17 protein-coding genes are annotated in these 20,441 nt (G+C 63.3%); all 17 read left to right on the forward strand.

Annotated features, from left to right (window positions below):
- Positions 1 to 40 precede the first annotated feature (40 nt).
- The 17 genes from rsmH to dnaE all read left to right on the forward strand — a co-directional run bounded on the left by rsmH (position 41) and on the right by dnaE (position 20,423).
- Complete coding sequence (gene rsmH, locus OK352_RS14150; protein ID WP_265142145.1) at positions 41 to 997, forward strand: 16S rRNA (cytosine(1402)-N(4))-methyltransferase RsmH; 957 nt, start codon at positions 41 to 43, stop codon at positions 995 to 997.
- Positions 994 to 1,626 carry a cell division protein FtsL gene (locus OK352_RS14155; RefSeq protein ID WP_265142146.1) on the forward strand — a complete coding sequence of 211 codons (633 nt, stop codon included), beginning with the start codon at positions 994 to 996 and terminating at the stop codon, positions 1,624 to 1,626. The genes rsmH and OK352_RS14155 overlap by 4 nt, the downstream gene beginning before the upstream one ends.
- 29 nt (positions 1,627 to 1,655) lie before the next feature.
- Positions 1,656 to 3,434, forward strand: coding sequence for a peptidoglycan D,D-transpeptidase FtsI family protein (locus OK352_RS14160; protein ID WP_265142147.1), 1,779 nt, complete (start codon positions 1,656 to 1,658; stop codon positions 3,432 to 3,434).
- Between the two features lie 40 nt (positions 3,435 to 3,474).
- The gene (gene murF, locus OK352_RS14165; protein WP_265142148.1) at positions 3,475 to 4,887 is read left to right on the forward strand and encodes a UDP-N-acetylmuramoyl-tripeptide--D-alanyl-D-alanine ligase; all 1,413 of its coding nucleotides are present in this window, start codon (positions 3,475 to 3,477) and stop codon (positions 4,885 to 4,887) included.
- The gene (gene mraY / locus OK352_RS14170; RefSeq protein ID WP_265142149.1) at positions 4,884 to 5,996 is read left to right on the forward strand and encodes a phospho-N-acetylmuramoyl-pentapeptide-transferase; all 1,113 of its coding nucleotides are present in this window, start codon (positions 4,884 to 4,886) and stop codon (positions 5,994 to 5,996) included. Before murF ends, mraY begins: the two co-directional genes overlap by 4 nt.
- Complete coding sequence (murD, locus tag OK352_RS14175; RefSeq protein WP_265142150.1) at positions 5,993 to 7,528, forward strand: UDP-N-acetylmuramoyl-L-alanine--D-glutamate ligase; 1,536 nt, start codon at positions 5,993 to 5,995, stop codon at positions 7,526 to 7,528. Before mraY ends, murD begins: the two co-directional genes overlap by 4 nt.
- Positions 7,491 to 8,696 (forward strand): putative lipid II flippase FtsW, encoded by a 1,206-nt coding sequence (ftsW, locus tag OK352_RS14180; protein ID WP_265142151.1) that lies wholly within the window; start codon positions 7,491 to 7,493, stop codon positions 8,694 to 8,696. The genes murD and ftsW overlap by 38 nt, the downstream gene beginning before the upstream one ends.
- Positions 8,693 to 9,766, forward strand: a complete 1,074-nt coding sequence (locus tag OK352_RS14185; RefSeq protein ID WP_265142152.1) for a UDP-N-acetylglucosamine--N-acetylmuramyl-(pentapeptide) pyrophosphoryl-undecaprenol N-acetylglucosamine transferase — start codon at positions 8,693 to 8,695, stop codon at positions 9,764 to 9,766. Before ftsW ends, OK352_RS14185 begins: the two co-directional genes overlap by 4 nt.
- A 32-nt stretch (positions 9,767 to 9,798) precedes the next feature.
- Positions 9,799 to 11,205 carry a UDP-N-acetylmuramate--L-alanine ligase gene (gene murC, locus OK352_RS14190; protein ID WP_265142153.1) on the forward strand — a complete coding sequence of 469 codons (1,407 nt, stop codon included), beginning with the start codon at positions 9,799 to 9,801 and terminating at the stop codon, positions 11,203 to 11,205.
- Entirely contained in the window at positions 11,202 to 12,176 is a 975-nt protein-coding gene (locus tag OK352_RS14195; RefSeq protein WP_265142154.1) for a cell division protein FtsQ/DivIB, read from the forward strand. The genes murC and OK352_RS14195 overlap by 4 nt, the downstream gene beginning before the upstream one ends.
- A gap of 158 nt (positions 12,177 to 12,334) precedes the next feature.
- Positions 12,335 to 13,531 (forward strand): cell division protein FtsZ, encoded by a 1,197-nt coding sequence (gene ftsZ / locus OK352_RS14200; protein WP_265142155.1) that lies wholly within the window; start codon positions 12,335 to 12,337, stop codon positions 13,529 to 13,531.
- A gap of 161 nt (positions 13,532 to 13,692) precedes the next feature.
- Positions 13,693 to 14,178 carry a cell division protein SepF gene (locus OK352_RS14205; RefSeq protein WP_265142156.1) on the forward strand — a complete coding sequence of 162 codons (486 nt, stop codon included), beginning with the start codon at positions 13,693 to 13,695 and terminating at the stop codon, positions 14,176 to 14,178.
- Positions 14,179 to 14,185: 7 nt separating this feature from the next.
- A complete protein-coding gene (locus OK352_RS14210) occupies positions 14,186 to 14,482 on the forward strand; it encodes a YggT family protein (protein ID WP_265142157.1) in 297 nt (98 codons plus the stop codon).
- A 170-nt stretch (positions 14,483 to 14,652) separates the two neighbouring features.
- Positions 14,653 to 15,303, forward strand: a complete 651-nt coding sequence (locus tag OK352_RS14215; protein WP_265142158.1) for a DivIVA domain-containing protein — start codon at positions 14,653 to 14,655, stop codon at positions 15,301 to 15,303.
- 3 nt (positions 15,304 to 15,306) lie between these two features.
- On the forward strand, positions 15,307 to 15,948 hold the full coding sequence (gene lspA, locus OK352_RS14220; protein ID WP_265142159.1) for a signal peptidase II: 642 nt from the start codon (positions 15,307 to 15,309) through the stop codon (positions 15,946 to 15,948).
- The gene (locus tag OK352_RS14225; RefSeq protein WP_265142160.1) at positions 15,948 to 16,868 is read left to right on the forward strand and encodes an RluA family pseudouridine synthase; all 921 of its coding nucleotides are present in this window, start codon (positions 15,948 to 15,950) and stop codon (positions 16,866 to 16,868) included. Before lspA ends, OK352_RS14225 begins: the two co-directional genes overlap by 1 nt.
- 33 nt (positions 16,869 to 16,901) lie before the next feature.
- Complete coding sequence (dnaE, locus tag OK352_RS14230; protein WP_265142161.1) at positions 16,902 to 20,423, forward strand: DNA polymerase III subunit alpha; 3,522 nt, start codon at positions 16,902 to 16,904, stop codon at positions 20,421 to 20,423.
- The last annotated feature ends 18 nt before the right edge of the window (positions 20,424 to 20,441 follow it).

The following is a 20,441-nucleotide window of genomic DNA, read 5'->3' on the forward strand; positions in this document are numbered from 1 at the left end:
CGAACGGATGGGGATCAGCGCCGAGGGCCCGGTGAAATCAATGGCACACAACGACATTCATACTCCCGTGCTCCTCGACCGCTGTGTCGAGCTGCTGGCTCCCGCCCTCGAGGGTTCCGGGCGGGTCGTCATTGACGCGACGCTCGGCATGGGCGGTCACAGCGAAGCACTTCTTGAGCGGTTTCCGGATGTGCAGCTGATCGGGATCGATCGCGATGCAGATGCCCTCGCACTTGCGCACGAGAGACTGTCGCGCTTTGACTCCCGGATCACATTCGTCAAGACGGAATACGACGACATTGCTGGAGCGCTTGACGCTGCCGGGGCTGATCATCTTGACGGCATCCTCTTCGACCTCGGCGTCTCGTCACTTCAGCTCGACCGCGCAGAGCGGGGATTCTCGTACTCGCAGGATGCTCCTCTCGATATGCGCATGGACGCCGAAAGCGAGCTCACGGCAGAACACGTGCTCGCCAGCTACAGCGAGGGAGAGCTTCGCCGCATCTTTCAGCGCTACGGCGAAGAGAAACTCGCGGGGCGCTACGCCCGGGCCATCGTCGCCGCCCGCACACCGCAGCCGCTACAGACATCAGCTCAGCTCGTTCAGGTTCTCGATGACGCAACACCAGCAGCCGTTCGGCGAAGCGGTCACCCGGCAAAGCGCGTCTTCCAGGCACTGCGCATCGAGGTGAATCAGGAGCTTGCCGTGCTCGAGAACGCGATTCCGGCGGCACTCGATGCTGTGCGGGTAGGCGGGCGCATCGTCGTTATGTCGTATCAGTCGCTCGAAGATCGGATCGTCAAACGAGCGTTTCACACGGCTTCGCAGTCGAGCGCTCCAGCGGGGCTGCCGGTCGAGCTGGACGAGCATCTGCCGACCTTTCGTCTGCTCACGCGAGGGGCTGAGCGGGCGAATGACGACGAAATGGCCGCGAACCCGCGCGCGACGCCCGTGAGGCTGCGTGCGGCAGAACGGATCAGGGGGAAGAACGCATGAGTACTCAATTGGCGCAGACGGCGCGCCCACTGCGGTCACCGGCGACCGAACCACAGCGCGCGCCGCTGCGCGCGGTTCCGCTGCGCACGGTACGGAAGTCTCGCCCCAAGATCGCTTACGCCATCACGACAATCGCGGCGGTCAGCGGGATCGTCGTGGCACAACTGCTCTCCAGCGTCGCGCTGAGTCAGGGGGCGTACGAATTATCTGATCTCCGGGCACAGCATCATGACCTCAGCCTGAAGCAGCAGTCGCTGACCGAGCAGATCGAGGTTCTGAGTTCGCCGCAGTACATCGCCGAGAGCGCACAGGCCCTCGGCATGGTGATCAACCAGAGCCCGGTGTACATCCGCTTATCGGACGGCACCGTGCTTGGCCAACCTGGACCTGGCGGCGAGCCGACCGAACGACCCCTTGCGGACAACCAGGTAGGGAACAGCCTTGTCGATCAGCTCGGGCCGATCGGAAGCAAAAAGGAGTCGAAGGAGAAAGACTCGAGTGCTACGCCGCCAGCAGACGATCCCTCCCAGGGCGCTGAGGATTCCTCCGGGGCAGGCGAGTCGAGCTCGAATCCGCCTCCATCGCAGGTAATCTTCGAAAACGATCTCCCGTCACCCAAGACACATTGATTTCGCCCGCGTCGTCGTGAGGAACCTACGTGCAGCACACGAACCGAATCAGCAGGCGCCGTGCCTTCGTTGCGGTCATCTGCGTTCTCGGAGTGTTCGCCGCATTCGTGATCCGGCTCATTGACATCCAGGTCGTCAACGCGGCGCAGCTGCAGGCCGAGGCATCCACAAAGACCTCGGGAGAGCTCGTCGTCTATGGCGAGCGTGGGGAGATTCTTGACGCGAACGGCGAAGTGCTGGCGGGGAGCGTGAAGCGATACGACCTGTCGGTGGCTCCTGTCAACGTGAACGCCTTCACACGAACCGCCGACGATGGATCCACGTCGAAAGTGAGCGTCGAGCAGGCGGCGAGCGAGATCGGCGCGATCATCGGGGTCTCAGGAAAAGACATCCTCGACATCGTCTCCGATGCCTTGGACAAGGATGGAAACTCGTTGTACGCGCGGATCGCGAAGTCGGTCGATGTCGACCAGTACCGGGCCATCGACGCCCTCGACATCCCGTGGCTGTATGCAAAGCAGCATCCCGCTCGTTTCTACCCGAATGGCGCGATCGCGGGTAACCTGATCGGCTTCGTCGGATCAGATCAGGAGCCGCTCGCCGGCATTGAACGCTATATGAACTCCTGTCTCAAGTCGCAGAACGGCACCCAGGCGTATCAGCGCGGCAAAGATGGCGTCGCGATTCCGGGGTCAATGGAAACGACGCAGCCCGCGGAGAACGGTGCAGCCGTCAAACTCACCATCGACGCGGACCTGCAGTGGTACGCCCAGCAGCGCCTCGCCGAACAGGTCGAGGCCACCAAAGGCACCTGGGGCATCGTCACGGTGATGGAGGCCAAGACGGGCAAGCTCAAAGCCGTGGCCGAGTACCCATCCGTGGATCCGACAGACGTGTCGGCCAGTAATCCGGAGGACCGCGGGGCGCGCGCTTTCACGACGCCGTTCCCTCCCGGATCAACGTTCAAGACGCTCCTTGCCGCGTCGCTTATCGACGCGGGGCTGGCGGACCCCACGACGCAGGTCGTCGCCGATGGCTGGTATTACCCGAGCAACGGCGCTGAGATCAAGGACTCATTCCCGCACGGTCCGATGAACCTCACGCTGACCGGTGTGCTCGCTGAATCCTCGAACACGGGGATCTCACAGCTCGGTGAGCGCATGTCAGCTGAGGACCGCTACGCGTATCTGCAGAAATTCGGCGTCGGCGAGAAATCAGCCGTTGGGTTCCCCGGGGAATCGTCCGGAGTGCTTCACCCGTGGCAGAAATGGGACAACCAGACGTTCTACGCCACTATGTTCGGACAGGGCCTCACCTCGACGTCCATTCAGGATGTGAGCGCGTACCAGGCGCTGGCCAATGGCGGAGTCCGGCTTCCCGCTCAACTTGTCGAAGGGTGCGTGCAGCCGGACGGAACCGTGACCAACGTGCCGTCCAGCACGGGAACCCGTGTGGTTTCTGAAAACGCCGCAGACCTCACCGTACAGATGCTCGAGAGCGTTCCGACCGAGGGACACTTCGGGACCACACTGCAGATTCCGGGGTATCGGGTTGCCGCGAAGTCGGGGACAGCTCAGCAGGGTGATGGCTCGGGCGGACTCAAATCGACATACATCGTGTCAATGACCGGTATGGCACCCGCAGAGAATCCTGAGTATGTCGTTTCTGTCACGATCGCGGATCCGACTACCATTAGGTCGTCTGCGGCCGCCGCCCCGACCTTCCAGCAGGTTCTGACCCAGGTGTTGAAGTCGTACGACGTCCCGCCGTCGACGGAGCCGGCTCCCAACTGGCCGACGCGATTCTGACAGAATCGCACGGACCGCGCACAAAGGAGACAATGCACCGGTGATCACTCTCACCTTCGGCGAGGTCGCCACCGCCGTTTCAGGGCGATTTGACCCAGCGGGAACGGACGCCACCGATCTCACAACCATCTCGGGCAATGTCGAGACGGACTCTCGCGAGATCGTCGACGGCGGCATTTTCGTTGCGAAGCCTGGCGATGTCACGGACGGTCACCGATTCGTCGACGCTGCCGTCCACAACGGGGCCGCTTTGGCCATCGTCGAACACAACGTCGACGTGGAGGTCCCGCAGATTGTCGTGCACGACGCCGTTGAAGCTCTGGCCGCTCTGGCAGCCGAGGTCGTCGGTCGGGTCAAAGCCATGGGAAACCTCACAGTGGTCGGCATCACCGGGTCGAATGGCAAGACGACGACGAAGAACCTGCTGGGAGCGATCCTCTCTCCGGATGCTGAGACAGTGATGCCCCGCAAATCGTTCAACAACACGGTCGGCGCCCCCACGACGATGCTGCGGGTCACCGAGAGTACGCGTTATCTCATCTCGGAGATGGGAGCCTCCGGCCCCGGACATATCGCGCACCTCGCGGCGCTTGCGAAGCCGGACATCGGGATCGAGCTGAAAGTTGGAATGGCACACGCTGGCGGGTTCGGAGGGATCGAGCAGACAGCGGCGGCGAAGACCGAGCTTGTCGCGGCGCTTCCGAGTGATGGCGTGGCGATCCTGAATCGCGATGACCCGCGTGTCGTTGCCATGGCGACGAAGACGTCGGCACACGTTGTGTGGTTCGGAGAGCACAAGGACGCCGATGTGCGTGCAGACGATATCGTCGTCACGGCGAGCGGGACCACGTTCACTGTGAGCACACCCGACGGGGACAGCATCCCCGTAGCCTTCAAGGTTCTGGGGGAGCACCACGTCTGGAACGCCCTCGCCGCGTTGGCCTGCGCCCGCGAAGTCGGGATTCCCCTGGCGACGGCCGTGCGCCGTTTGGAGTCCGTGACGCGCGCCGAACGCTGGCGGATGGAGGTCATGGGAGGCCGTGACGGCATCACGATCATCAACGACGCCTACAACGCCAGTCCGGACTCAATGGCGGCAGCGCTCAAGACTCTGGCGCTCGTCACCCCGTCCGAACACCGCACCGTCGCCGTTCTCGGGGCGATGAGCGAGCTGGGAGAGTTCGCGGGTGATGAGCACGACCGCATCGGGCTCATGGCCGTGCGTCTCGGCATTGACCAGCTCGTCGTCGTGGGACCGGAAGCACGTCGTTTACACATTTCCGCCATCAATGAGGGCTCGTGGGCAGGGGAATCAGCGTTCATGCCAACGGCTGAAGAGGCATACGAGTATCTGGCGGCGGAGCTGCGCGCCGGCGACACTGTCCTCGTGAAATCGTCGAATTCGGTCGGACTGCGCTTTCTGGGCGACCGGTTGGGAGAATTGTTCTCGTGATCGCACTACTCACCGCAGGAGCCCTCTCTGGGGCGTTCTCGCTCTTTATGACACCGCTGTTCATCCGACTCTTCCGGGCACTCGGCTGGGGGCAGTTCATCAGAGACGACGGCCCGCAGTCGCACCACGCCAAGAAGGGCACGGCGACGATGGGCGGGATCGTCGTCATCGTCGGCGTTCTCTTCGGATACTTCACGGCGATGCTCATCACCGGTGACCGAATCAGCGTTTCGGCGCTCCTCGTGTTATTCATGATGATCGGTCTCGGCGTCGTGGGCTTCGTCGACGACTTCCTGAAGACGCGCAAACAGCAGAGCCTCGGCCTCGGTGGCTGGGAGAAGATCGTCGGCCAGGTCATCGTTGCCGCGGTCTTCGCGGTGCTCGCGATCGGCTTCCCCAACAGCCAGGGAGTCACCCCAGGCTCCACCGCCGTGTCCTTCATCAGAGACCTGAACATCGACTTCCTGGCGCTCACGCAGTGGGGACTCGCCGGAACGATCATCGGCTTCATCGTCTACTTCATCTGGATCTCCTTCATCGTCACCGCCACGTCCAACGGCGTGAACGTCACCGATGGCCTGGACGGCCTCGCCACCGGGGCCAGCATCTTCGCGATCGGCTCGTACGTGGTGATCGGCTTTTGGCAGTACAACCAGTCCTGCTACAGCACGGCCCTGCAGGGAGACCTCGCCTACAAGTGCTACGAGGTCGTGGACCCGCTCGGACTCGCCATCGTCGCTTCCGCGATCGTCGGCGCGCTCATCGGCTTCCTCTGGTGGAACACGACACCGGCGCAGATCTTCCTCGGCGACACCGGCTCTCTTGCTCTCGGTGGCGCCGTCGCCGCGCTTGCGATCCTGACACACACAGAGATCCTCCTGATCTTCATCGGCGGCCTTTTCGTCATCGAAGCCGGATCGGTCATTGTGCAACGCGTGTACTTCAAGCTCACCCATGGCAAGCGGATCTTCCTTATGAGCCCGATTCATCACCACTTCGAGCTCAAAGGCTGGGCTGAGATCACGGTGGTCGTGCGTTTCTGGATCATTGGCGGGCTCCTGGTGGCCGCGGGCGTCGGCACGTTCTACCTGGAATGGATCTCCCGGTGAGCCCGAGGCACGCTGCGTCAGGGCGCCTCGACGCGCTGACGAGCTGGCACGCCGACTGGAGTGGACTCCGCGTCGCGGTTCTCGGGCTGGGCGCGACGGGATTCTCCGTCGCCGACACCCTCGCCGAGCTCGGTGCTGACGTCCTCGTCATTTCGGAGGGCGCGTCGGAAGAGCACGCGAAGCTGATTCCGGTGATCGGGGCCCGTCTGGTGCTGCACGACCTGCAGAATCCGCCGACCGAGCTCATTGAGCACGACCCCGAGCTCATCGTGGCATCGCCCGGATTCTCACCGGATCATCCGATCATCCGCTGGGCTGTGGACGAACGGATCCCGCTGTGGGGCGACATCGAACTCGCCTGGCGGGTGCGTGACAAAGTGGGGGCGCCCGCAGACTGGATACTCGTCACCGGCACGAACGGCAAGACGACAACCACGCAGCTGACGGCGACGCTCATCGCCGAGGCCGGACATCGCGTTGCTCCGTGCGGAAATATCGGGGTTCCCGTGCTCGATGCGGTGCGCGATCCCGCGGGATTCGACGTTTTCGTCGTCGAGCTGTCGAGCCACCAGCTGCACTACCTCGCGGCGAGCGATGCGGCGGTGACGCCGCATTCCGCGGTGTGCCTCAACCTCTCCAGCGATCACTTGGAATGGCACGGGTCGTTCGAGGCGTACCGTGACGCCAAAGCGCGCGTCTACCAGCACACGCGGGTGGCGTGCGTCTACAACAAAGCGGATGCTGCGACGCGCACAATGGTCGAGAACGCTGACGTCACCGAGGGGGCTCGCGCGATTGGCTTCGACCTGGGCGTTCCCGGTCCGAGCGATCTGGGAATCGTCGACGGCGTACTCTGCGACCGTGCGTTCCTCGACGACAGGCGGGTCTCAGCGCTCGAGATCATCACTGTCGATGAACTGCGCCCTGTCGGTCTTGACGCTCCGCACATTGTGGCCAACATCCTCGCAGCGTCAGCGCTGGCTCGTGCCTATGGCGTCCCTCCGGCGACGATCAAATCGGCACTTCTCGGATTCTCACTCGATGCTCATCGGATTCAGCTGATACGCGACGACGACGGTGTGCGCTGGGTCAACGATTCGAAGGCGACAAATCCGCACGCTGCCGACGCGTCGCTTTCCGCATTCGACTCGGTTGTCTGGGTCGTCGGCGGCCTTCTCAAGGGCGTGGACATCGGCCCCCTCATCGAACGCCACGCCGCTCGGTTGCGCGGTGCTGTCATCATCGGCACCGAGCAGCAGGCCGTTGCCTCCGCATTGCAGCGACACGCGAGCGACGTACCGGTGATTGCCGTCGACCCGGCCGACACTGAAACTGTCATGATGCGCGCAGTCGAGGCCGCACGCGGCATCGCCCAGCAGGGGGATGTCGTTCTGCTGGCTCCGGCGGCAGCATCCTATGACCAGTTCACCGGCTACGACCAGCGGGGAACACTCTTTGCACGGGCCGTCAGCGAGTTTAAGGGAGGTGGGGCCGATGACGAGCCAGAAGAGCCCCACCGGCTCGGCGACTGAGCGGAAGGGCTTCACCACTGCCCGGATCTCGCTGGGCGCGATCGAACGATCAGTGCCGTCGAATTTCGTTCTGCTGCTCGGGGTGACGCTCTTTCTCGTGGTCTTCGGCCTTGTGATGGTCGCGTCATCATCGACGATCGACTCGTACCTCGATTCGGATGGATTCTTCGGCGGATTCTGGAAGCAGGCGACCTACGCCGCAATTGGCATCCCCATGATGCTGATCATGAGCCGCCTGCCGATCTCGTTCTGGAAGGTGTGGGCCTGGCCTGCCATCCTTGGGGCGATCGTGTTGCAGACGCTGGTCTTCACGCCTCTCGGCATCGAAGACGGTGGGAACCGCAACTGGATTGCGATCGGTCCGGTGAGCGGGCAGCCGTCCGAGCTGGTCAAGGTGGCGCTCATCATTTGGCTGGCCACCGTTCTCGCCCGCAAACAGCCGCTTCTGCACAAGTGGTACCACGTGCTCATCCCCGTGCTGCCTGTCGCTGGTCTTGCGATCGGGCTCGTGCTGCTGGGGCATGACCTCGGCACGGTCAGCATCATGGCGGGAATCGTTCTGGGCGCCCTGTTCTTCGCCAACGTCAAATTGCGCTTTCTTGCCGTCCCCGTCATCGCAGGAGCCGGTGTGCTCGCCGCCTTCGCCCTGACGAGTGAAAACCGGATGCGGCGAATCACCTCGTTCTTGGATGCCCAGTGTCTGGACTATGAAGGTCTGTGCTGGCAGCCGCTGCACGGAACATGGGCGTTGGCGGGCGGTGGGATCTTTGGCCGCGGCCTCGGAAACTCGCATGAGAAGTGGGCGTGGCTGCCCGCAGCATCCAATGACTACATCTTCGCCATCATCGGCGAAGAGCTCGGCTTGATCGGCTGCGTGGTGCTTCTCGGGCTCTTCGTCGTCATGACAATCGTGTTCCTGCGCATCATGCGATCATCGACCGACCCGTTTACTCGGATTGCGACGGGTACAGTAATGGTTTGGATCATCGGGCAGGCCTTCGTCAACATCGGAGTCGTGCTGCGGGTGTTCCCCGTGCTCGGGGTTCCGCTGCCGTTCATCTCGGCCGGTGGGACAGCGTTGCTGACGGGAATGATGGCGATCGGTGTCGTGCTTTCATGCGCGCGCCATGACGACGCGAGCCATGCTCGCGTGAAAGCAGGACAATGACTCGATATCTCCTGGCCGGGGGTGGAACAGCGGGGCACGTGAATCCGCTGCTCGCCACGGCTGACGCCATTCGCGAACGTGAGCCCGACGCCGAAATTGTCGTCCTCGGCACCCAGGAGGGCCTCGAGGCGCGCCTGGTGCCCGAGCGCGGCTACGAACTGGTCACCATCCCCAAAGTGCCCTTCCCCCGGCGGGTGAACGGGGCCGCTCTGCGCTTCCCCGGGCTTTTCCGCCGCGCACGGCACGAGACAGTGCGGCTCATCAGGGACCGCTCCATTGACGTCGTCGTCGGATTCGGCGGCTATGCGGCAACGCCCGCGTATGTGGCGGCCAAGAAGACCCGCGTTCCGCTCGTCATTCACGAGGCGAACGCGCGCCCCGGGCTCGCCAACCGGCTGGGTGTGCGATACACCTCGTACGTCGGCGTCGCGTTCCACGGAACCCGCCTGAAGCACGCGCGCTTCGTGGGAATGCCGCTTCGTCCGGAGATCGAGCGCATTGATCTGGACATCTCGCGCCGAGAGGGCATCGAGCACTTCGGTCTTGATGCCGAGCGCCGAACACTCCTGGTGACCGGCGGATCTCAGGGCGCCAAGCGCCTCAACTCGACGGTGATTGAAACAGCTGAGTCGATCATCGGAACCGGTTGGCAGATCATCCATCTCGTCGGGGGAAAAGCCGATGTTTCAGACCTGGAGATCGAGCACTACCACATGCTGAGGTACTGCGACCGGATGGAGCTCGCTCTCGCCGTCGCAGACTTTGCGGTCTCGCGTGCGGGGGCGGCGACGGTGTCTGAGCTCACAGCCGTGGGAGTGCCCGCCGTCTATGTTCCGTATCCCGTCGGCAACGGCGAACAGCGGTTGAATGCCTCGGATGTCGTCGGGGCCAATGGCGCGCTTCTCATCGCTGACGCCCTGTTCGTGCCGTCCTGGGTCTCTGAGACCTTGATCCCACTGTTGAACGACCGTGTCCGCCGGCACGATATGGCTGTTCAGAGCCGTCATATCGGCTCGCGTGAAGGCTCACAGCGTATGCTTCAACTCATCGACGACGCCCTGGCCGGCTGACGCCGACCGAACCCGATCCCGAAAGAACGACAGTGATCAAGCCCGACCTCACAACACCCATTCCCGACCGAATTGACGCCGTCCATTTCGTCGGCATCGGTGGGTCGGGCATGAGTGGAATCGCACGGCTTTTTCTCGCACGCGGAATCACGGTGTCGGGAACTGACCGTGGTGAGTCAGACAACGTGGACCAACTCCGCGCCGCCGGGGCGACCGTGCACGTTGGGCATGATTCAGCGCACCTGGGCAACGTCGACGCCATCGTGGTGACGAGCGCACTGTGGCCAGACAATCCCGAGCTCGTCGCGGCACGAGAGCGGGGCATTCCCGTTCTTCACCGGTCGCAGGCTCTCGCCTGGCTCGTCGCCGATTCACGCCTCGTGTCGGTCGCGGGAGCGCACGGCAAGACCACATCGACAGGCATGATCGTGACGGGACTGCTCGGTCTCGGTGCAGACCCGAGCTATGTGAACGGCGGCGTCATCGAATCGCTCGGTGTCAGCTCGGCGCCCGGAAGCGATGATCTCTTCGTCGTCGAGGCTGACGAGTCAGACGGCTCGTTTCTGCTGTACAACACCGCTGTCGCGCTGATCACCAACGTCGACCCGGACCATCTGGATCATTACGGCTCACTGGAGAACTTTGTCTCGGCGTTCGTCGACTTCGCCGACAACGCGAGCGAGCTTGTCGTGATCTCTGCCGACGATGCCGGAGCGCAGGGCGTCTACGCGCGTCTGAGCCACGAGAACATCGTCACCTTTGGAACAGCGCGCGACGCCGACGTGCGCGTGTCGGATATCAGCTCCACCGGGCCCCTCACATTCACGATCGAGTATCGCGGTGCGCGATACGAGGCTTCCCTCGACGTGCCTGGTGTGCACAACGCGCTCAACGCAGCCGGTGCTTTTGCCGTGCTGACGGGACTCGGATTTGACCCGGCATCCGCCGTCGCGGCATTGAGCAGTTTCGGCGGCACCAAACGGCGATTTGAACGTCATGCCGTCGTCGGAGGAGTGAGCGTCTACGACGATTACGCCCACCACCCGACCGAGGTCGCAGCCGCCCTCTCGGCTGCGCGCAGCGTCATCGGAGACGGCCGGATCATCGCTGTGCACCAGCCTCATCTGTACAGCCGCACGCAGCTCATGGCCGGAGAGTTCGCTGAGACCCTCGAGAGGTACGCAGACCACACGATCGTGCTCGACGTGTGCGGGGCCCGCGAGGACCCGATTCCCGGCGTCACCGGCGCGCTCGTCTCCGAGGGCTTCACCGACCCTGCTCACGTGGACTACATTCCCGACTGGCAGCAGGCAGCAGACCGCACAGCGACGATTGTGCGGGACGGAGACTACGTCATCACCCTCGGCTGTGGCGATGTGTACCAAATCATTCCGCAGCTGCTGTCGTCGCTCGAACGCGAGCGTGGAGCAGACGCGTGAAACGTCCCGGGGGATTTTCTCCTCAGAACCGGCCGGAGGAGGACGCGCCGGCCGAGGACGCGAGCCCGGCACCCGTATCGTTTCTGGGGCGGTTTCGGCCAACGGATGCTGATGAGGCGACCACGGATCCGGATGCTCCGGCACCGGATGACGCCGCTGAACGTGAGACGGCGTCCGCACCACCTGAGGGCAGCCAGTCAGCAGCCGGACGCTGGTCGCTGAGGCACGCTGTCAGGGCACGCCGAAAAGTTGAGCGCTCTGAGGTTCGCCGATTCACCGCGCGGCAGCGCAGGCGTCGGCGGAATACGTGGATCGCACTCGGTGCCGTTGCACTCGTCGCCGTGGCTGCCGTGGTGACGGCGTATTCTCCGGTCATGGCCGTGCGCACGATCACGGTCGAGGGCGCGCGCCTCGTCAACAGCGACGGCATCGTCGAGGACTTGCAGTCACAGGTCGGCACTCCGCTGCCCCTCGTCGACCAGCGGGCGATCAAGGCGTCACTCGTGAAGTATCCGCTGATCCAGAGCTACACGGTCGAGGCGGTGCCGCCGTCGACGCTCGTCGTGCGTCTGGTCGAGCGTGAGCCGCTCGGGCTCATCGACTCGGGCTCAGGCTTCTCACTCGTGGACGCGGCCGGCGTGACGCTGCGGACATCTGAGAGCCGGATCGAGGGCTTTCCGATCATCGACACGGACGCTGACCCGGAGAGCACGGGATTCGCTGCGGCGGTGTCCGTGCTCCGGGCGCTTCCCGATGATGTGCGCGCGGCTGTCGATACAGTGACGGCGTCGACGCGGGACGACGTGACGTTGGTCTTTGCGGACAGCGGAGCGCAGGTGCGCTGGGGGAGTGCTGAGGACTCGGATGAGAAGGCGCGTGTGCTCAGCGCGCTGATGGCGTCGTATCCGCCCGATTCCGTGTCACTCTACGACGTCTCCAGCGCGGAGAACGCTGTCGTCAAGCCTCGCTGATCGCCTGGTTTCTTGAAATCACCTGACCTCTCTGCGACACGCCCGCGTGTCAGCAGACGATGCTGTCCTCGCACGCATAACGTGAAACTCAGGAAATGCATACTGAGCATAACTTTAACCCTTAACTAGAGGTTGAAAGTTCTCATCGGAGGCCGGACGTGACTACAAACCAGAACTACCTCGCAGTGATCAAGGTGGTCGGCATCGGTGGCGGCGGCGTGAACGCCGTCAACCGCATGATCGAACTCGGATTGCGGGGCGTTGAATTCATCGCCATCAACACAGACGCGCAAGCGCTGCTCATGAGCGACGCCGACGTCAAGCTCGACGTGGGGCGCGAGATCACTCGCGGCCTCGGCGCGGGCGCAGATCCCGAGGTCGGACGCCGTGCTGCGGAAGATCACGCGGAAGAGATCGAAGAGGCACTGGCGGGGGCAGACATGGTCTTCGTCACCGCTGGTGAGGGCGGTGGCACCGGAACCGGGGGGGCGCCCGTCGTCGCGCGCATCGCAAAGTCGATTGGTGCCCTGACGATCGGTGTCGTCACGAAGCCGTTCAGCTTTGAGGGCCGTCGGCGCCAGCAGCAGGCAGAAGTCGGCGTTGGCACGCTGAAGGAAGAAGTCGACACGCTGATCGTGGTGCCGAACGATCGGCTCCTCGAGATCAGTGATCGTGGAATCAGCATGCTCGAGGCATTCTCGACAGCTGACCAGGTGCTCCTCGCCGGTGTGCAGGGCATCACCGATCTGATCACCACGCCTGGCCTGATCAACCTCGACTTCGCTGACGTGAAGTCGGTCATGCAGGGAGCAGGTTCCGCGCTCATGGGCATCGGCTCGTCCCGGGGCGCTGATCGCTCGATCAAGGCAGCGGAGCTTGCCGTCGCCTCGCCCTTGCTCGAGGCCAGCATTGAAGGCGCGCACGGCGTGCTGCTCTCTATTCAGGGTGGCTCCAATCTGGGCATCTTCGAGATCAATGACGCTGCGCGGCTTGTGCAGGAAGCCGTGCACCCCGAGGCGAACATCATCTTCGGTGCGGTCATCGACGACACGCTCGGTGACGAGGTGCGTGTCACCGTCATCGCGGCGGGCTTCGACGGTGGCGAGCCTCCGGCGCGGCACATCGAATCGATGACGGATGCTGTCATTACGACGGGCGGCGTTGTCTCGTCGAGCGAGGCGGAGCCGGAGAGCGGCGGAGACAGCGACGAATCAGCCGATGCCGAGCCCGCGGTCGAGCCCGAGCGTACGCCGTGGACTGCTCCGCGTGCACCCCAGCGCATCCCGGCCCCCTCCTCGGCTGACGGGTCGTTCTCGGACGAGGACGAACTTGATATTCCGGATTTCCTGAAGTAGAAATTCCCGCCTCCGAGCAGGCGCCCGGGCCCGCATCGCGGACCCGGGCGCCTGTGTTTTTCCCCCCCTGCGACACGCGGGCGAGTTCCCTGCGTCAATCAGCGGAAACCGGGGGTATGGCCATTAACCTCGAGAGTGACGAACCATTATCGGAGGAAGCGATGTCGAACCCCCTGAAAAAGACCATGATGTACCTCGGCCTCGCCGATGAAGAGCTTGAGTACGAGGAGCAGGCTCAGCAGCCCAGCGCTCCGGCCTCACCCGCACAGGCGACGACATCGGCACAGCAGGCGGCACCGCACCGCGCGGCGCCCGTCACTCCGCTGAGACGTCCCGCCGCAGTGAAGCAGGCTGCACCCACGGAGCTCAGCGAGATTCTGACCGTGCATCCGAAGCAGTACCGCGATGCTCAGTCGATTGCCGAGAGCTTCCGCGACGGCATCCCCGTGATCATCAACCTGTCGCAGATGAGTGATGGTGATGCACGCCGGCTGATTGACTTCGCGAGCGGGCTGTCACAGGGTCTGTACGGAAAGATTGAGCGCGTCACCGCGAAGGTGTTCCTGCTGTCGCCGGCGCACGTGTCCATCTCGGGTGAGAACGACAGCAAGGCCGAAGCTGACGCCACGTTCTTCGCTCAGCAATAATTGACGGGTGAGTTCTGTCATTTCCTGGATTGGCAGCATCCTCTACCTGGTGCTGCTCTTGTACTTTTTCGTGATGTGGGGTCGGTTCATTCTCGACCTCATGCGTACGTTCAATCGAGCCTGGAGACCTCGCGGCGCGGGCCTCGTTGCGGCCGAGGTTGTCTACTCCGTCACGGACCCGCCCGTGAACTTCTTCCGACGTGTGCTCCCTCCGGTTCGTCTGGGAGCCGTCGCACTTGATTTCGGATGGACGATCACGATGCTGTGCGTGATCGTGGCAATGTTCTTCGTCGGATTCCTCTAAACGGAAGACAAGCAGACATTCAGACTCTCCGCATAGAGTGTCGGGCGAATGAACGAAACGGGCTGTAAAGTTGGGAATGCCGTCACACGACGTGCGTCCGACAAATTGCCGTCGTGTTTGCTAACGTGGGCACGCTACACATAACTCAGAACACATGAAGGTGGTAAGCCATGGCGCTCACTCCGGAAGACGTAGTCAATAAGCAGTTTCAGCAGACCAAGTTTCGCGAGGGGTACGACCAGGACGAGGTCGACGATTTCCTCGACGAGGTCGTTGTTGAGCTGCGCCGTTTGATCCAGGAGAACGAAAACCTCAAGGAGCAGGTCTCCAAGGCCGAAGCTGGATCGAGCACGCCAAGCTCCAGTGAGCCCACGACATCTGAGTTTGTCGCCGAGAAGCCAGCGGCGGCCGCTCCCGCACCGGCACCGGTTCCCGCGGCTCCGGCCGCGGCCGAAGCTCCGGTCGCGGCAGCCGAGACGTCGGGCGACGAGTCCGAAAGCTCCAACAGCCTCCTTGTGCTTGCCCGCCGTCTGCACGACGAGCACGTGCGTGAGGGCTCGGAAAAGCGCGACCAGCTGATCGCCGAGGGTCACGCAACGGCCGCTCGCGTCGTCGCTGAGGCCGAGGCCAAGCAGCGCGATGAGCTGGCGAAGCTCGAAACTGCGAAGTCGGGTCTCGAGAAGAAGATCGACGAGCTCCGTCAGTTCGAGAGCGAGTACCGCCAGAACCTCCGCAGCTACATCGAAGGCCACCTGAAGGATCTCGACAAGTCCAGCCCGTCGACTGGCTCATCGCAGCTGTCCGAGTCGACAAGCCACTAGGTCTTGCCTGATTCACCTTCGCGCACAGCCACGGTCCGAGCGCTCAGCGTTCTTTTCACCGTGGCTGTGCTGTGGTTGGGGCTAGATCAGCTGACGAAATATCTCGTCGTCTCGAACCTCGAGGCCGGTGAGCGTATCCCGGTCCTGAACGACGTGCTGCAGTTCATTCTCGTTCGCAATCCGGGTGCCGCTTTCTCGCTCGCCTCCGGTGCCACGTGGATCTTCTCGATTCTCGCGGCCGTCGTCGTCGTCGTGATCATCGTGATGGCTCGACGTATTCGCTCAGTCTGGTGGGGCCTGGTGTTCGGCCTCCTGCTGGGCGGTGTCCTCGGCAACCTGACGGACCGGCTCTTTCGTGAGCCCTCGTTCGGACTCGGCCACGTTGTCGACTTCATCTCCACGCCCTGGATGATCCCCGCGATCTACAACGTCGCGGATATCGGCATCTGTGTCGCAATGGGAGTCTTCATCCTGCTGACGCTGCTGGGCGTCGGGCTGGACGGCAAACGTGCGGTCAAGCAGCGTCCTGGGGCTGACGAGGTGTCAGACAACGAAAGCGACGCGGGCCACGCAGAAGAACCGGGCACAGGTGCCGTCTCGGATGGCCCGGCCACCGACGGCCAGACACCGCAGAAGGAACTCTGATGGAGTCGCGGAGCCTCCCGGTCCCCGACGGACTCGAGGGCACGCGCGCGGATGCCGGCATCGCGAAGCTTCTTGGATTCTCGCGATCGTTCGCCGCCGAAGTGATCGAAGCCGGGGGAGTGGAGCTCGACGGACGTTCGCTGCAGAAGTCCGACCGACTGCACGCTGACGGGTGGCTCTCTGTCACATGGACGCCGCGGCATGAGCCCGTCATCGAGCCTCGCGCCGTCGACGACCTCGGCATCGTGCACGACGATGACGACATCGTCGTCGTCGACAAGCCGACGGGCGTCGCCGCGCACCCTTCCGTCGGATGGACGGGCCCGACCGTGCTCGGCGCTCTCGCCGCTGCGGGCTACACGATCGCGACGTCCGGTCAAGCAGAACGTGCAGGCATCGTCCACCGCCTCGACGTCGGAACGAGCGGCCTCATGGTTGTTGCGAAGTCTGAGCGGGCCTATGCAGCGCTCAAACGTGCTTTTCACGATCGTGAGGTCGAGAAGATCTATCACGCGGTCGTTCAGGGGCATCCCGATCCGCTGAAGGGCACGATCGACGGGGCCATCGGGCGGCACCCCAAGCACGACTGGAAGTTCGCCGTCACTGTCGACGGCAAACCCTCCGTCACGCATTATGAGACGCTCGAGGCCTTCCCCTCCGCAAGTCTCCTCGAGATTCATCTCGAGACCGGGCGCACGCATCAGATCCGCGTGCACATGGCCGCTGTGCGGCATCCCTGTGTCGGCGATCCCCTTTACGGCGCGGATCCGACGGTGGCCGCGCGACTCGGCCTGACGCGGCAATGGCTGCAGGCCGTGCGTCTCTCGTTCGACCACCCCGCGACCGGGGAACGCGTGTCGTTCTCGGCCCCGTACGCACCCGATCTGCAGCACGCTCTCGATGTCTTGGGTCGCGACTAGGGTGGAAGCATATCGTCGTCGTCACACGGAGTAATGGTGTCCTCAACTGACTCGTTCGTTCATCTGCACGTCCACAGCGAGTTCTCGATGCTCGACGGTGCTGCCCGCATCAACGAGGTGGTCAAAGCGGCAGCAGACCAGCAGATGCCGGCCCTCGCGGTCACCGACCACGGCAATATGTTCGGTGCCTTCGACTTCTGGAGCACGGCGACATCGGCCGGTATCAAGCCGATCATCGGAACCGAGGCGTACATCACCCCGGGCACGCATCGCAGCGACCGCACACGGGTGCGGTGGGGAAACGGCGGCGGCGACGACGTCTCCGGTTCGGGCGCGTATACGCACATGACGATGCTCGCCGAAACGACGGAGGGAATGCACAATCTCTTCCGGCTGTCGTCACGTGCATCCATTGAGGGCTACTACTTCAAGCCCCGAATGGATCGCGAACTGCTCGAGCAGTATTCGAAGGGCATCATCGCAACGACGGGCTGCCCCAGCGGCGAGGTACAAACGCGACTGCGACTCGGGCAGTACAAAGAGGCACGTGAGGCGGCAGCCGATTTCCGTGACATCTTCGGGCCCGAGAACTACTACTGCGAGCTCATGGACCACGGCATCGGCATCGAGAAGCGCGTCGCTACCGAGCTGCTCGATCTGGCGAAAGACCTCGGCCTGAAGCTTGTGGCGACGAACGACCTCCACTACACGCACGCGTCAGACGCCAAGAGCCACTCAGCGCTGCTCTGCGTTCAGTCGGGGGCGACGATCGATGACCCCAACCGGTTCAAGTTCGACGCTGACGAGTTCTACCTGAAGTCGGCGGACGAGATGCGCATGCTCTTCCGCGACCACCCTGACGCCTGCGACAACACGCTCGAAATCGCGGAGCGCTGCAATGTCACGTTTGACACGACGGCGAACTACATGCCGCGCTTCCCCGTTCCAGAGGGGGAGACCGAGCAGACCTGGTTCGTGAAAGAGACAGAGAAGGGGCTCGAGTACCGCTATCCGCAGGGCATTCCGGATGCTGTGCGCGAACGTGCCGAATACGAAATCGGCATCATCTCGCAGATGGGTTTTCCCGGATACTTCCTCGTCGTCGCCGACTTCATCAACTGGTCCAAAGACAACAACATCCGTGTCGGCCCGGGGCGCGGCTCCGGTGCGGGGTCGATGGTCGCGTATGCGATGCGCATCACCGACCTCGACCCGCTGGAGCACGGGCTGATCTTCGAGCGCTTCCTCAACCCCGATCGCGTGTCCATGCCCGACTTCGACGTCGACTTCGACGACCGCCGCCGGGGCGAAGTGATCAAGTACGTCACCGAGAAATACGGCGACGAGCGCGTCTCCCAGATCGTCACCTACGGAACGATCAAGGCGAAGCAGGCGCTCAAAGACTCCGCCCGCGTGCTCGGCTATCCCTTCGGCATGGGCGAGAAGCTCACGAAGGCGATGCCGCCTCCCGTCATGGGGAAGGACATCCCGCTCACCGGCATCTTTGACAAAGAGCATGCGCGCTACAAAGAAGCCTCCGATATCCGATCCGTTGTCGAGACCGATCCAGACGCAAAGAACGTCTTCGACACCGCGCTCGGCATCGAGAATCTGAAGCGCCAGTGGGGCGTGCACGCGGCCGGCGTGATCATGTCGAGTGATCCGCTCCTCGACATCATCCCCGTGATGAAACGCGAGCAAGATGGTCAGATCGTCACGCAGTTCGACTACCCGTCGTGCGAGTCCCTCGGCCTGATCAAAATGGACTTCCTCGGCCTGCGCAACCTCACAGTCATCTCAGACGCCCTCGCCAACATTGAGACGAACCGGCAGCAGAGCCTTGACCTCGAGACTCTCGGGCTCGACGACCAGCCGGCATACGATCTGCTTGCCCGCGGCGACACGCTCGGCGTTTTCCAGCTCGATGGCGGGCCCATGCGCAGCCTGCTGCGCCTGATGAAGCCCGACAACTTCGAGGACGTGTCGGCTGTCATCGCGCTGTACCGTCCGGGGCCGATGGGTGCCGATTCTCATACCAACTACGCGTTGCGCAAGAACGGCGCCCAGAAGATCACGCCGATCCACCCGGAGCTCGAGGAGCCCCTCGCCGACATCCTCGACACCACCTACGGCCTCATCATCTATCAGGAACAGGTGATGGCGATCGCGCAGAAGGTCGCCGGGTTCTCGCTTGGCCAAGCAGACATTCTGCGCCGGGCCATGGGTAAGAAGAAGAAGTCCGAGCTCGACAAGCAATACGTGGGTTTCAGCGAGGGAATGAAAGAGCGCGGATACTCGGACGGAGCGATCAAGGCGCTCTGGGACATCCTGCTGCCGTTCTCGGACTACGCATTCAACAAGGCCCACTCCGCGGCGTATGGCGTCATCGCGTACTGGACGGCCTACCTCAAAGCACACTATCCGGCTGAGTACATGGCCGCGCTGCTCACGAGCGTCGGCGACTCGCGCGACAAGCTCGCGATGTACCTCAACGAGTGCCGACGTATGGGCATCAAGGTGCTTCCGCCTGACGTGGACGAGTCCATCAACTTTTTCGCCGCGGTGGGCGAAGATATCAGGTTCGGCCTCGGCGCCGTGCGCAACGTGGGGACGAACGTCGTCGACGGCATTGTCGCGGCGCGCCGCGAGAAGGGCCGGTTCGAGAACTTCCACGATTTCCTCCGCAAGGTTCCCGCCCACGTCACGAACAAGCGCACGGTGGAGTCGCTGATCAAATCGGGTGCGTTCGACCGCATGGGCTCGTCGCGGCGGGCGCTTGTCGAGATCCACGAGGACGCCGTCGAGTCCGCTGTCCGTGAGAAGCGGATGGAGGCGACGGGACAGGTCGGTTTCGACTTCGACAGCCTCTTCGCCGAGGCTGGGCAGGCCGAGGTCACGCAGGTTCCGGAACGCCCGGAATGGGCGAAGAAAGACAAACTCGCGTTCGAACGAGAGATGCTCGGGCTCTATGTCTCCGATCACCCTCTTGCCGGGCTCGAAGTGCAGTTGGCGAAGCTCGCCAGCACGTCGATCACCGATCTGACAACCTCGGAACACACGCAGGACGGCGATACCGTCACAATCGCGGGCCTGGTGACCGGCGTGCAGCATCGCGTCGCCAAGACATCGGGTAACCCGTACGGCATGATCACCGTCGAGGACTTCGGCAGTGAGATGACCGTGATGTTCATGGGCAAGGCGTACCAGGAATACCAGCACACGCTGCAAGGGGACACCATCGTCGTCGTGCGAGGCCGGGTGAGCATGCGTGACGATGGAATGAACCTGCATGCGTACTCGATCTTCAGCCCCGACCTGCAGCAGGACGGACCGGCTGGACCGCTCGTGCTCAATGTGCCCGAACGGCGGGCCACGACGGAAGCTGTGACCGAGCTCGCCGAGATCCTTGGGCGCCACAAGGGCGAGAATGAGGTGCGGTTACGGTTGCTGCGTGGGGATGTCGCGCGCGTCTTCGATGTGCCGATGCCCGTGTCTGTCACCGCGGACCTGTTCGGCGAGCTCAAGTCACTTCTCGGGCCGAACTGCCTCGGCTAAGATGGCCGCGCCGCTCAA

The sequence above is a fragment of the Microbacterium sp. MPKO10 genome (assembly GCF_026107415.2).
Taxonomy (GTDB): domain Bacteria; phylum Actinomycetota; class Actinomycetes; order Actinomycetales; family Microbacteriaceae; genus Paramicrobacterium.

Bases quoted from the DNA above. Each gene is read 5' to 3' on its own strand.
- ftsW (WP_265142151.1), top strand. From the start codon at position 7,491: ATGACGAGCCAGAAGAGCCCCACCGGCTCGGCGACTGAGCGGAAGGGC.
- dnaE (WP_265142161.1), top strand. From the start codon at position 16,902: ATGGTGTCCTCAACTGACTCGTTCGTTCATCTGCACGTCCACAGCGAG.
- OK352_RS14225 (WP_265142160.1), top strand. From the start codon at position 15,948: ATGGAGTCGCGGAGCCTCCCGGTCCCCGACGGACTCGAGGGCACGCGC.
- OK352_RS14185 (WP_265142152.1), top strand. From the start codon at position 8,693: ATGACTCGATATCTCCTGGCCGGGGGTGGAACAGCGGGGCACGTGAAT.
- rsmH (WP_265142145.1), top strand. From the start codon at position 41: ATGGCACACAACGACATTCATACTCCCGTGCTCCTCGACCGCTGTGTC.
- OK352_RS14205 (WP_265142156.1), top strand. From the start codon at position 13,693: ATGTCGAACCCCCTGAAAAAGACCATGATGTACCTCGGCCTCGCCGAT.
- OK352_RS14215 (WP_265142158.1), top strand. From the start codon at position 14,653: ATGGCGCTCACTCCGGAAGACGTAGTCAATAAGCAGTTTCAGCAGACC.
- OK352_RS14155 (WP_265142146.1), top strand. From the start codon at position 994: ATGAGTACTCAATTGGCGCAGACGGCGCGCCCACTGCGGTCACCGGCG.